Origin of the sequence: Rhodococcus sp. 05-2254-5 (assembly GCF_002258575.1) — a bacterium.
GTDB classification, from domain to species: Bacteria; Actinomycetota; Actinomycetes; order Mycobacteriales; family Mycobacteriaceae; genus Rhodococcoides; species Rhodococcoides fascians.
In genome coordinates, this window is sequence record NZ_NOZG01000023.1 from 61,528 (window position 1) to 74,459 (window position 12,932).

Below are 12,932 nucleotides of genomic sequence, written 5' to 3' on the forward strand. Positions count from 1 at the left end.
TCGCTCAACTGCTCGAACCAGCGCTGTAACGCTCCATCACGGCAAGAATTCCAGTCCGGACGTCGGGCCGGGCGATCAACTCGATGTTCGCGGCCAGGCTTGCCCGGAGTGCTGCGTCCAATTCCACAGTAGATATCGCACGAGTGATCTTCTTGACGCTCGCGTACGTGGCCGATGGGCCGTGCGTCATATCATGGGCCAACTCCTGCGCCCGGTCCATCAACTCGTCGGGCTCGCGGACCTCGCCCACCATGCCAAGAGCGAGAGCGCTTTCGGCGGAGATGAACTCGCCCGTCGCGAGCAGTCGTAAAGCGGCCGCCGAGCCGATGAGCGAGGGCAGAAGGTACGCGCCGCCGGCGACCGGAACCATGCCGAGATTGACGTAGCTCTCGGCGAACCGTGCCCGCGAGGACGCGATCCGAACATCGCACGCGAGGCCGAAATCGAGTCCGCCTGCGGTAGCAGCACCGTTGTAGGCGGCGACGACCGGAACGGGAGCGCCCCACAGCATGCGCACCGTCGCCTGCACCGCAGGCATCCAGATATCGGCGAGGTAGTCCATCAGTGCATCGGGCCCATCGCCGGTATAGACGCCGTACATCTCACGAACATCGGCACCTGCGCAGAACACCTTGCCGGTACCGGTGAGCACCACAGCGGAAACCGAGTCGGTCTCCGCGAGTTCGGTTACTGCTTCGCCCATGCGTTGCACGACATCCGGAGTCACCGAGTTTCCCCTGTCCGGTCGGTTCAGCCGCACCGTTCCGACTCCGTCCGCCACTGATACGACGATATCGGTCACGTCACTTCTCCACTCTGGTCACGTTGGCAGGGACGCAGCTGGGGTCGGCGACCCAGGACTGCACGGTCTTCTTGATGTCGCCGCGGGCAATCTTCGACTCTCCCGATGCGCGTGGAATGGGATCTGGTGACACGAAGATATGTCCGGGCCGCTTGAACCCGGCGAGGTTGGTCTTGAGCCACTGATCCAGTTCGAGGCCGATCGACTCCCAGGGCTCCGAAAGGTGAACATACGCAGCTGGAGTCTCCCCCCATTTCGCGTCGGGAACACCGACTACGACGGCCTCGCGGACAGCAGCGTGCTCCTCGAATGCCCGCTCGATCTCCACAGGTTGAATATTCGTACCGCCCGTGATGATCGTTTCGCTCGCTCGACCCACGATGTAGATGCGCCCCGCGTCATCGAAGTGGCCGAGATCCGAGGTGCGCCACCAGCCGTCGGGTAGCGACCGTTCGGCGTGCTCGGCCTCGGCACCGAGAAGAGTGCTCGCGACACTCGGCGTGCGGATGACGAGCTCGCCGTCGACACCCGGTTCCGGACTGTCCAGGACAACGCCGTCGGCGTAGACAGAGAACTCGACACCGGGGACCGGGCGTCCGATCGACGCCCAGAGTTCGCGGTGCTTCATGTCGGTTCGCGACAGCAGCGTCGTCGATGCGGGCGCTTCGGTCTGGCCCCAGCACTGAATCAATGCGTTCGTGTGTTGCCCCACCACCTCGAGCGCGGGCAGAGCCGCCGGTTCACCGGCCAGCATGAGGCAACTGAGCGAGGATTCTCGGAGCGCGGACAGTCCCGTAAGCGTGCTCATTCGCCGTAGCATCGTCGGTACCGCGAACATCCACGTGATACCGCGTCGGACGATCACCTCCAGCATCTGCTCGGCATCGAAGCGATCCATGAACACGTTGGTTCCGCCGCACAGCAAGGTGGGAAGAATACTCCAGCCACCGGCGTACACCAGCGGCGCAACTTGCAGCGTTCGCGGCCTGTCGACGGGTCCACTGCTGCTCATCACCCAGGTGTTCCCGAGGATCGCCGCACGAGCACCGCGATGAGAGATGGCTATCCCCTTCGGTTTTCCGGTGGAGCCGGAGCTGAAGCGAATGTGATAAAGGTCGTCGGGACCGGTCGCGGCCTGTACGGATGTCGGTGCGCCGCCTGCGATGATCTCGGCGAAGTTCAGCCATCCGTCCCGTGGCCCGATGTGCACTCGCAGGATGTCGGCGTCGTGGAGAACCTCGTCGAGTACGGCAGAGGATGCCTCGTCGGCGACGACAAGTCGAACGTCCGCCAGTTCGATGCACCGACGGAGCTCGTTCGGAGCGAACCGATGATTGAGGGGAACTTTGACGAGTCCTGCTTTGAGCAAAGCGAATTCGAGCACCACGTACTCGACGTGGTTCTGCGCTACGTATGCGACGCGACTGCCCGGCGTCAGGCCGAGGCCTATAAAGGCGTTGGCCAAGCGGTTCGACGAGAGTACTAGTTCGGCGATGGTCAACCGATGCTGTCCGACAATGTCTTCCGCAGCCACCTCGTGCCCGGGGCGACGTTGGATCTGACTCATCAACTGGACGACGGTCTGGGCGACCGCCGGTGACTGCGCACTCATCATTAACCTTGACCGAAGCCGATTGGCATGGTCGCCAGTGACAGCCCGCCGTCGACCACGATGGTCTGGCCGTTGATGACAGCGCTCTGGGGAGAGCACAGGAACGCCATGACCTCGGCGACCTCGGCCGGTGTCGGGTACGCACCCGACGGGGTCTGCGCGAGCCACTGCGTCGCGTAATCGTCCCACGCGTCGCCGGCGTAGTAGCGGAAGGAGTCGGTGTCGATCGGTCCTGGGCAGACTCCGATCGTGCTCACCCCGTTGGCAGCCAACTCGATCGCAAGGTACTTCACGATCGTCTCCATCGCAGCCTTGGCCGCGCCGAGGAGGCCGTGTCCCGGGAGGACGCGGAAGCTGTCCCAACCGCTGACAGCCATGACGCGACCGCCACGGTTCATGTGTGGCAGAGTCAGTCGAACCAGGTCGAGGAAGCCCTGCACCGTGATGCCCATGGTCTTCTCGATGTGACGTCCATGAATGTCCATCAGCGGCTTGAACGCGCTGGCTGCGGCGTTGGCCACGACGACGTCGAGGGAGCCGAAGCGGTCGACCGCGTGTCCGATCATGGCCTCGACGGCGGCAGTGTCGGACACGTCCGCCTGCACAGCGAGTGCCTTTCCTCCTGCCGCTTCGATGGCCTCGACGGTCTGGCTCGCGGCCTCGGTGTCGCGGCGGTAGTTGACGACGATGTTTGCGCCTTCACCGGCGAGACGCAACGCGAGTTGCTGCCCCATTCCGCGGGAACCGCCGGTGATCAGGACCGTTTTGTCACGCATGGGGTGAACGACCTCTCGGTGTGGGATTGGAGAAACTCATGATCGGAATGGCAGGGCGGCGCGTCATGAGCCCATCGTCAATCCTCCGCCGACGCACAGGGTCTGCCCGGTGACGTAGCTGGCACCGTCGCCCGCGAGATATGCGATCGCAGCTGCGATTTCGGACGGCTCACCCGCTCGACGCATCGGCACGCCCCTCAGAATGCTGCCCAGCACCCCACCGTCCGCGCCGTCACCGGATACCAGACCTTGCTCCTCGAGCAGGGGGGTGGCGGTGATACCCGGTGCCACTGCGTTGACACGGATACCGAAGCGGGCCCACTCACGAGCGAGCGACTTGACCAACGCAATGATGCCGGCTTTGGCGGCCGAGTAGACGGCTTCGCCGGAGGTGCCGACCGTGCCTGCTTCGGACGAGGTCAGCACGATGCTTCCGCCGCTGTCCTTCATCACGCGACCCGCGGCCGCCGACAGGTAGATCGCCGACATCAAGTTCACGTCGATGATGCGACGCCAGTAGTCCGGAGACTCGTCGAGGAACTTCGTGATCGCCGTCCACCCCACGGTGGAGACGACAGTGTCCAGATGCCCGACGGCCTCCACGGCGGCCGCGACCAGCGCGTCGCAGGCCTCCGGGTCGGTCGCGTTCCACGACTGTCCCAGATCGATGATCCCGTCCACTTCGGCGGCGAGTGCTGTCACCGACTGCGCATTGAGATCCGCCGCGACGACGCGAACTCCCGCGCCCGCCAATTCGATGGCGCTCGCGCGTCCGATTCCGGATCCCGCTCCCATCACCAGCGCGGTGCGGGTGCCATTACGTTCTGTCATCGACGATTCTCCTGTAGAACTCGAATACGCTGGTCGGTCGTGGTCGTGGTCACGCGTAAAAATATCATGGTGCGTATTGTCTGACAATACAGTTGCTGTTAATCAGCGAGTTCGTCGTGCGCCCACGACAAGGCCTCTACGACGGGTACTAGGCCGAGGCTTGTGCCGAGTTGGAGGATGACGATCTGTTCTATCTCCTCCAGCGTCGCGCCTGCATCCTTCGCGCGCGTGCAATGCACGCGGAAACCTCCCTCGTTCCGCGTGACAGCAAAGCCCACCAGCAGACTGAACTCCCGCTGTTTCGGTTCGAGAGTGCCGTACGAGTCGGCGGCCACGCGCAGCCCACGGAAGGCATCGGCTACGTCCGGCGCGGTTTCGCGAAGACGGTCCAGATTGGAGACGAACACATCCTGCTTGCTCAACGGGTAACGCACGTCCATCGAATTCACTCCTCTGTTCGTTGTGTGGCGGGGTCGGAACGGTCGATCGATCGCTTCAGGGCAGGCACGTTGTAGCCATCGGCGTATTCGGCGGCAGATTCCTGGATCGACGCTTGGGGTGCCCGCGCGTACAGCCTGCGGCGACTGACGAAAGTGCCTGCCTGCCGGTGTATTCGGACAGCCGACTCGACTGCGGTCACAAGCGAGACGGTTCCGTCGAGGAGCGGTGCACCGTCGACGTCGCGGATCCCCACTGCATTGAGGAACGCGGTCAGGCGACCACCCGCGGGGATGACCACCTCTGCCCCTTTGTCGAGGGACGCTCGCGCCGCCGCGACAAAGGAGTCGATCGCTTTCTGGCGACCACTGTGGTCCGAAAAGCACGCATCGAGTTCGTGCGGAGTCAGGCCCATGCATTCGATGCTCGCGAGCCGGTCGCGCAATCCGTATCTGGCGACGTTCTCCTCGAAGCGACCGCCGAAGTAGGGATTGACTCCTACGAGCGAGAACTGACTGCCCATCATGCAGGCCGTCAACATCGAGGTCTCCCCGAGGCCCAGCACCGGGATATCGACCATCGACCGTGCCTCGCGAAGCGCCGGATCGAGGATGTTGCCGATCGCCACCGCGTCGAAGCCGTCCTGTTCCGCACCCACGACGGAGTCGAGGATCGACACCCAGTCGAGTACTTCGAAGAACCGGAAGCTGTCGATGCGGCCGACCCGCGTGCCTCGGAGTTCGAACTCGACCTCCGGTGACTTCACCCCGTCGATATAGGTCCGCAGATACGGAAAGTAGTTAGGTGAGTATCTCTCCCGAGACATGCTCAGATACAGGACTCGTGTCACCTCACGCCACCCGCTCGAATATTGCAGCCAGTCCTTGACCGCCGCCCATGCACATGGTCTCCATCCCGTATCGCGACTCTCGTCGATCCATCTCCCGCAACAGGTTCGCGAGAATACGACCTCCCGTCGCTCCGATTGGGTGGCCGAGCGAGATGCCGGAGCCGTTGACATTGACGCGGTCCAAATCGGCGTTGCTCAACTCCCATCCGCGGAAGCAACCGATCACTTGAGCAGCAAAAGCCTCGTTCAATTCGATTAGATCGATGTCTTTCCAGGACAACGACGCCCGTTCGAGGGCCCGCCGTGCCGCCGGAACAGGGCCGATACCCATCAGCTTGGGCTCGACGCCGGCCAGGGACCAGCTCACGAGCCGCGCCAACGGACGCAACCCGAGCTGCTCGGCCTTCCCTGGCGTCGTCACGATCGCTATTGCGGCCGCGTCGTTCTGACCGCTGGAGTTGCCGGCCGTGACCGACGCGCCGGGCAGGGTCGCTCCCATTATCGGTTTCAGCCGCGAGAGTGACTCGATTGTGGTGTCCGGGCGCGGATGCTCGTCTTGAGAGACGATGAGTGGCTCACCTTTTCGACCCGGAACGACTACAGGGATCATCTCGTCCTCGAACAGCCCGGCGTCGATGGCCGCAGCAGCGCGCTGCTGCGACCGCAACGCCCACTCATCCTGCTGTTCGCGCGTGACAGAGTACCTCGCTGCAACGTTCTCGGCGGTCTCGATCATTCCGCCCCGAACTGGGTACCGCCGCCCTCCAGAATTGCTACGCGGGCTCGCGAGTCGATCACAGAGATCGGGCAGACCGCCTGAGTTCCATCGGGCATTCGGCATGTAGTACTCCGCTTGACTCATACTCTCGGCACCGCCGGCCAGCACCAGATCAGACCCCCCGGTAGCGACCTGCATGCATGCGTACAGCACAGCCTGGAGACCGGACCCGCAGCGCCGGTCTATCTGTAGACCTGGCACTGACACATCGAGACCGGCGTCGAGTGCTGCAATCCTGCCGATGGCGGCTGCCTCGCCGTTCGGGTAGCCCTGGCCGAAGATGACATCGTCGATATCCTCGGCAGTCAGACCAGTGCGATCGACCAGACCTTTCATCACCGTCGATGCGAGGGACGTCACCGGGACGTCCTTGAAGATGCCTCCGTAGCGGCCCACCGGCGTACGGATCGGCTCGCAGATCACTGCATCGGTCATGCTTGTTCCTTTCACTGTTCAGACGCTCGCTTCTCCGCCGTCGACCGCGATGGTCTGCCCGGTCAAAAAATCCGGTGCCGTAAGCGCCAGGTACGCCACGACGTTGGCGAGTTCGTCCGGCGTGCCCATGCGGTAGGCCGGAATGCGGCGCATGACCTTGGCCATGGCTGCGTCGTCGGCGCGGAGTTCGGCATTGATATCGGTTGCGAAGTAGCCAGGCGCAACGGCATTCATCTGCGCCCCGAACCGCGCCCATTCCGCAGCGACGGACCGAGTGAAGTTGATGACGGCACCTTTGGACGCGCAGTACGCGGAATATCCAGGCCGGCCAAGCAAGCCGAACACCGAAGCAACGTTCACCGCGCGCCCGGACCCGGCAAGAGCGAATCGCCGTCCGGCCTCACGACTGCACAGGAACATCCCGCGGACGTTGGTGTCGAAGATGCGGTCCCATTCGGCCTCGCCGAGATCGACAAGGTTGACACGGTTGGCGATACCCGCATTGTTCACCAGCACGTCAATCCGGCCGAAAGCATTCTCCGCGTCCTCGAACAATGCCGCCACTGAGTCGGAATCGGTCACATCCGTTGCGCGCACCAGCGCGCGTCCGCCCTGCGTTTCGATCCTGGACTTCACTTCTTCGAGCGGCTCGATCGATCTTCCGGCGAGGACAACCGGGGAGCCTTGACGCGCAACCTCGAGCGCTATCGCCTCACCGAGCCCTCGCCCAGCACCAGTAACCACTACTACCGAATTAGACATGCATGTAATATGTCTGACATCTAGTACCTTAGTCAAATGCATTTACAGAGGAGATACCGATCATGAGCCGACTCGCGCGCACAACGGGACTGACTGCCGAGCAGGACGAGATACTCGATGTCGTTCGACGCTTCGTCGAGAAGAAGATCATTCCCGTCGCAACCGAGTTGGAACATGCAGACGAGTATCCGACGGAAATCGTCGAGGGACTCAAGGATCTGGGAATTTTCGGACTCATGATCCCGGAGGAGTACGGCGGTCTCGGCGAGTCACTGCTGACCTATGCGCTGGTGGTAGAAGAAATCGCCCGTGGCTGGATGAGTGTCTCGGGTGTCATCAACACCCACTTCATCGTGGCGTACATGCTGACTCAGCACGGCACCGAGGAACAGAAGCTGCGCTACCTGCCGCGGATGGCGACCGGCGAGGTTCGCGGCGCGTTCTCGATGTCCGAGCCCGGGCTCGGTTCGGACGTGGCGGCCATCTCCACCAAGGCCAAGCGGACGGCCGAAGGATACGAGATCACCGGGCAGAAGATGTGGTTGACCAATGGTGGCTCCTCGAATCTCGTCGCCGTGCTGTGCAAGACGGAAGACGGCTCCGACTCGGTCTATAGGAACATGACGACATTCCTGGTGGAGAAGGAACCCGGATTCGGCGAGACCGCACAGGGCGTGACCATCCCCGGCAAAATCGACAAGATGGGCTACAAGGGCATCGACACCACCGAGATGATCCTCGATCATCATCGGGTGGACGAAACCCAGGTGCTGGGCGGCGAAACCGGTAAGGGGTTCTATCAGATGATGGACGGCGTCGAAGTGGGACGTGTCAATGTCGGCGCGCGCGCAGTGGGAATCGCCAATCGAGCCTTCGAACTGGGCGTCAAGTATGCCCAGCAGCGCGAGACCTTCGGCAAGCCGATCGCCCAACACCAGGCGATCTTGTTCCGCATCGCCGAAATGGCCACCAAGGTCGAGACCGCACACTCGATGGTGGTGCGCGCGGCTCGGCTGAAAGATGCCGGAGAGCGGATGGACGTCGAAGCGGGAATGGCGAAGATGGTGGCCAGCGAATACTGCAACGAGGTCGTTCAGGCCTCGTTCCGCATTCACGGTGGCTACGGGTACTCGAAGGAATACGAGATCGAACGGCTTTACCGCGAAGCAGCTTTCATGCTGATCGGCGAGGGTACGACGGATATCCAGAAGATCATCATCGGTCGAGCGATGCTCGCCGAGTACAAGCTCTGAAATGTGGTGCGGCGGGACGAGCACACCCTCGTTCCGCCGCACCACCTGTCGCTCATACAGGCCTGGACGTGACCCTCACGGGGGTCACGTCCAGGCCTGTATGTGCGATTGTGCGATCAGACGGTCTTCGCGATGTACACGTCGCAGGGCGCATGAGCAGCGACGGCACTGGCAACACTTCCGAGCACACGCGAAAGTCCCTGTGCCCGCTTGTTTCCCACGACGATGAGCTCTGCATCGAGCCGAGCAGCCTCCTCTGACAGAGCGACCGCGGCGCGGCCGTACACCACCGAAGTCGTCACCTGCTCGACCGTGGTCCGAAGCTCGTCCGCAGCGTCACCGACGATGGCGTCCGCAAACTCACCCGAGGTCACGGCAGTAGACCCCGGACGGCCGGGATACTCCTTGACGGTGCCACGGTCGACGGCGTTCACAACGTGCAGACTCGATCCCAGCCTCCGAGCGATCTCGGCCGCTCGGCGGGCAGCACGCATCGAGGCCTCCCCGCCGTCCACTCCGACAACGATGATGCTTGACACAGAGAACTCCTTGTCCTGATCAGACGACGACTATTGGCGGAAGGCATTGCATCGAATCACATCCCGCCGTCGACAGCGATGTCTTGGCCAGTGATCATGTCCGATTGCGGCGTGGACAGGAAGACGGCAAGGTTTGCTATGTCGACCGCTGCGATGCGCTTCTTCATACTCTGGTTCTCGAGCACCCACGCGTCGTACTCCGGCTGCTTGTCTCCACGGTCGCGGTATTCCGCGTCGGAGAGGACCGCACCGGGCGAGATTCCATTCACATTGATCAGGTAATCACCAAGCTCACGGGCCATACCCTTGATCAGTCCGTACATTGCTCCCTTGGACGCAATGTAGGGCACATAACCTGTCCAGCGGCCGGTGAGGGTGAGCGAGGTGATGTTGACTATCTTTCCGTAGTTCTTTTCCTTCATGTGCTCCGAACACACGCGCGACAATACGAAAACGGCCGAGGAGTTCACCCTCACCTGATCCTCGTATTCCTTGATGGTGAATTCGGCATGAGGCTTGAAGATCACCAGCGCGGCATTGTTGACCAAGACATCGACCCCACCGATCTCGTCGGCCAGAGCTTTGACCGACGTCTCGATACCCTCCAGATCGCCCAGGTCGCACCCGAAGAATCGAATCCCATCGCCGATACCGTCCAGGGTCTGCTGAGCGTCGGGCGCGTCAGGTCGATCCAACGCGATGACAGTGGCACCTTCCTCTACGTACCGGCCAACCAGTGCCTGGCCGATGGTGCCGAGAGCGCCAGTGATCAAGACGTTCTTACCTGTCAATGAACCCACGAAATAATCCTCACGTCGTCGAGCGCCCGGAGCCGTGCAGTGGAGTGGAGTGGCTCGATGGTAGGGCATGTTAAATGCATAATGTCAGACAGTTGATTTTTGGTCAAGTGATTAAAACGTTCAGACACTTCTTGGCGTCTGCAATACAGAGTATGCTTCGGTCTGACATTTCACATTCAGTTTGACTTTTTCAACGCACGGAGGCTTGAAGTGGAGCATTTCGGACAGCACTACATCGGTGGTCGATGGGTCACGCCCAGCGGCCAAGGAACACGGACCCTGGTCGATCCGACATCCGAAGAGCCCTGGGCCACGGTGGCATCCGGGGGTGGGACCGCAGATGTCGATCATGCTGTAGCGGAGGCGAAAACTGCATTCTCCAGCTACTCCAAAACGACCGTCGGCCAGCGGATCGAGTTGATCGATCGCATCATCGCGGTGTACGAAAGCCGTGAAGCCCAACTTGCTCAGCTCATTGCGCAGGAGGTCGGCGTTCCAGTCTCCTTCAAAGCACAGGTGAGCGGCCCCGCCGGTCACATGAAGGTCGCTCGTGACCTCATTCGCGACTACAAGTTTCAGCGCGAGCTGGCCGATACGCTTGTCCGGCGCGAGGCCATCGGCGTCTGCGCCCTCATCTCGCCCTGGAACTGGCCCATTCAGACTTCGGTCATCAAGGTGATCTACGGAATTGCCGCCGGCTGCACGATGGTGCTCAAGCCTTCGGACGCCTCGCCTGCCTCGGGCGTCGCGCTCGCCGAGATCATGCACGAAGCCGGAACACCTCCAGGCGTCTTCAACCTGGTCATCGGGCGAGGAAGCGTGGTGGGCGACGCCCTCTCGCGACACCCCGACGTCGACATGGTGTCGTTCACCGGCTCTACGGGCGCGGGAGTAAAGGTCGGCGAATCGGCGGCCCTCACAGTCAAGCGCGTATGTCTCGAACTCGGCGGGAAGTCCGCAAATATTGTTCTCACCGACGGTGATCTTGTAAAGGCCGCTCGTTGGAACGTACAGCGCGGGTTCTCGAATACCGGGCAGTCGTGCCACGCCCCCAGCAGGCTCTTGGTGCACGAGTCCCAAGTGAAAGACATTCTGCCTTTCATCGAAGACGAGATCGGACGGATGCGCCTCGGCGATCCCCGAGACCCGGCGACAACTCACGGTCCGCTCGTGCACTCCCATCAGTACGACAGCGTCCAAAACCATATCGAAGTGGGCATCAACGAGGGCGGGACGCTCGTCACCGGAGGTTTGGGCAGGGCGGACGGTTTCGATCGCGGATTCTTCTGCAAGCCAACCGTTCTCGCCGACGTTGATCGCAAGATGACACTCGCCAAGGAAGAGATCTTCGGCCCCGTGCTCGTCGTCATGCCCTACCGCACCGAGCAGGAGGCACTCGATATCGCGAACGACTCGATCTTCGGTCTCGGCGGTTACGTCTTTAGTGAGAATCGTGATCGTGGTTACGAGTTCGCGTGCGGCATCAAGGCTGGCCGGGTGTCGTTCAACGGTGCCAACACCAACTCGCTCACGCCCATGGGTGGCTACAAGCAGTCCGGCATCGGCCGATCAATGGGCGAGTTCGGACTCGAGGAGTACCTCGAGGTCAAGTCGATCTACGGGTTCGCCTGACTCCAGCTTCTCACCCGCGGGAAACGCGTTTTCCGCGGGTGAGGCTTCGAGTGACCATAACACCGGACAGCAGCGCGATCGAGATTGCGATGACCACCCAGCCGGTGTCACGGATCCCGTCGTCACCCACGTCCGGACCGGCGGTGAACTGAAGTACTGCTGCGGCTAGATTCGCTCCCAGAAACTGCACCGTGCGATACATCCCCATAGCTGTACCGACTTCGTCCACCGAGGTCGCAGAGTTGACCATGCTCTGGTTGCTCAGGTTGTTGAACCCGCTGGGCACGCCGAGGACTGCTGCAACTAGAAGCACGACGACGATGGGGGCCGTGGAACGCTCCACGGTGGCCAATAGCAGTCCACCGATCGACAGGGCAAGCGACCCTACGGTGAGGGTGAATCGAATTCCGCAGCGTGCCAATACCTTCGAGGCAACGTATGTCGACCCCATTGCCACGATGGCAACGGGTAACATAGTGAGGCCTGTTTCGGTCGCCGTCATTCCGCGCTGATACTGCAGCCACTGCGGGACCGAGAAAAACACCGAATAGAACGCCACGTAGGTCAAGAGCGTTCGGACCAGAGTCGCGCTGAGTGAACGATTCCGAACCAGCGCCCTGACATCGATGAACGGTTCGTCGGTGTGCCATTCTCTCGCTACGAAGGCGATCAGCGCTAGGGCGGGGACCACGAGCAGAAGCCACGAAGGCGTTTCGGCCAGGGAGAGCAGAAACATCATGACACCAGCGGTCAGGACGACGAAGAGCCCGACACCGAGGAGGTCCAACGTTCGAAGCACCGAGCGTCGGGACTTTCCCAGCGCTGAAGCCGAACCCCGATCGACGTATCGAAGTACTGCGATCGCGCTGGCTGCGATTACCGGAAGGTTGATCCACAGAATCGATTGCCATCCGAAAGTCCCGACCAGAAGTCCCCCCAGAGTGGGACCGAGGGCAGCAACGGACTGACTGCACAGTACGAGCGTCAGCAATGCCGATTTCGGGTCACTTCGGTGACGGTCTGCATAGTTGCGAATGATCGTCATCGCGTTCGGAAAATGTGTAGCCATGCCCGTTCCGAGCAACACGTACGCGGCAACGAGCCAGTTGATATTGGGCGCGAAAGAGCCCACGATCGTTGCCACTCCGACGATCCCGAGCCCCACGAGATAGATCCTGCGCGCCCCGAAGATCGAACCGAGCTTTCCGCCGACGGGCGCGGAAACCGCTGTGGCTATGTACATTCCGGAAATCAACCACGATGCGCCTGTGGTCGATCCGAAATGCGTGACGATGGCAACCATTGCCACCGCGATCATCGAAGAGTTCAACGGCTGCAAGACACTTGCCGCCGAAGCGGAGACGCTGACTTTCGCCGGGACCTTCGCTCCGACGGCTCTCTCTGTCAGATTCATCGAATGAAGT

Annotated in this window: 14 protein-coding genes; 3 read left to right on the forward strand and 11 right to left on the reverse strand. The window is 61.8% G+C overall.

Annotated elements, in window-relative coordinates; all coding sequences use genetic code 11:
* Positions 1-4 precede the first annotated feature (4 nt).
* From CH278_RS14915 to CH278_RS14950, 8 genes are all read right to left on the reverse strand, one after another.
* A complete protein-coding gene (locus tag CH278_RS14915) occupies positions 5-802 on the reverse strand; it encodes an enoyl-CoA hydratase/isomerase family protein (protein ID WP_037183690.1) in 798 nt (265 codons plus the stop codon).
* 1 nt (position 803) lies between these two features.
* Positions 804-2,414, reverse strand: coding sequence for a class I adenylate-forming enzyme family protein (locus CH278_RS14920; protein WP_244165057.1), 1,611 nt, complete (start codon positions 2,412-2,414; stop codon positions 804-806).
* Positions 2,415-2,416: 2 nt separating this feature from the next.
* The gene (locus CH278_RS14925; protein WP_037183687.1) at positions 2,417-3,190 is read right to left on the reverse strand and encodes an SDR family oxidoreductase; all 774 of its coding nucleotides are present in this window, start codon (positions 3,188-3,190) and stop codon (positions 2,417-2,419) included.
* Positions 3,191-3,253: 63 nt separating this feature from the next.
* Entirely contained in the window at positions 3,254-4,021 is a 768-nt protein-coding gene (locus tag CH278_RS14930) for an SDR family NAD(P)-dependent oxidoreductase (RefSeq protein WP_037183685.1), read from the reverse strand.
* A gap of 98 nt (positions 4,022-4,119) precedes the next feature.
* Entirely contained in the window at positions 4,120-4,461 is a 342-nt protein-coding gene (locus CH278_RS14935; protein WP_037185272.1) for a carboxymuconolactone decarboxylase family protein, read from the reverse strand.
* A 5-nt stretch (positions 4,462-4,466) separates the two neighbouring features.
* Positions 4,467-5,285, reverse strand: coding sequence for an aspartate/glutamate racemase family protein (locus CH278_RS14940; protein WP_244165056.1), 819 nt, complete (start codon positions 5,283-5,285; stop codon positions 4,467-4,469).
* Between the two features lie 25 nt (positions 5,286-5,310).
* Positions 5,311-6,522: an acetyl-CoA C-acetyltransferase gene (locus tag CH278_RS14945; protein WP_037185268.1), complete on the reverse strand. Its 1,212-nt coding sequence runs from the start codon at positions 6,520-6,522 to the stop codon at positions 5,311-5,313.
* An 18-nt stretch (positions 6,523-6,540) separates the two neighbouring features.
* A complete protein-coding gene (locus CH278_RS14950) occupies positions 6,541-7,284 on the reverse strand; it encodes an SDR family NAD(P)-dependent oxidoreductase (RefSeq protein ID WP_094622263.1) in 744 nt (247 codons plus the stop codon).
* A gap of 62 nt (positions 7,285-7,346) precedes the next feature.
* Between CH278_RS14950 and CH278_RS14955 the strand changes: the two genes are divergently transcribed.
* Complete coding sequence (locus CH278_RS14955; RefSeq protein ID WP_037183681.1) at positions 7,347-8,537, forward strand: acyl-CoA dehydrogenase family protein; 1,191 nt, start codon at positions 7,347-7,349, stop codon at positions 8,535-8,537.
* Between the two features lie 116 nt (positions 8,538-8,653).
* Here the strand turns inward: CH278_RS14955 and CH278_RS14960 are convergent, their stop codons facing one another.
* A complete protein-coding gene (locus CH278_RS14960) occupies positions 8,654-9,076 on the reverse strand; it encodes a universal stress protein (protein ID WP_037183679.1) in 423 nt (140 codons plus the stop codon).
* A gap of 56 nt (positions 9,077-9,132) precedes the next feature.
* A complete protein-coding gene (locus tag CH278_RS14965; protein WP_094622264.1) occupies positions 9,133-9,876 on the reverse strand; it encodes an SDR family oxidoreductase in 744 nt (247 codons plus the stop codon).
* 210 nt (positions 9,877-10,086) lie between these two features.
* On the opposite strand from CH278_RS14965, the gene CH278_RS14970 reads away from it, so the two are divergent.
* Positions 10,087-11,508 (forward strand): aldehyde dehydrogenase family protein, encoded by a 1,422-nt coding sequence (locus CH278_RS14970; RefSeq protein WP_094622265.1) that lies wholly within the window; start codon positions 10,087-10,089, stop codon positions 11,506-11,508.
* A gap of 10 nt (positions 11,509-11,518) precedes the next feature.
* Here the strand turns inward: CH278_RS14970 and CH278_RS14975 are convergent, their stop codons facing one another.
* A complete protein-coding gene (locus CH278_RS14975) occupies positions 11,519-12,751 on the reverse strand; it encodes an MFS transporter (protein WP_373557331.1) in 1,233 nt (410 codons plus the stop codon).
* On the opposite strand from CH278_RS14975, the gene CH278_RS28030 reads away from it, so the two are divergent.
* Positions 12,744-12,929, forward strand: coding sequence for a hypothetical protein (locus CH278_RS28030; protein WP_244165170.1), 186 nt, complete (start codon positions 12,744-12,746; stop codon positions 12,927-12,929). The genes CH278_RS14975 and CH278_RS28030 overlap by 8 nt on opposite strands.
* Positions 12,930-12,932: the final 3 nt, after the last annotated feature.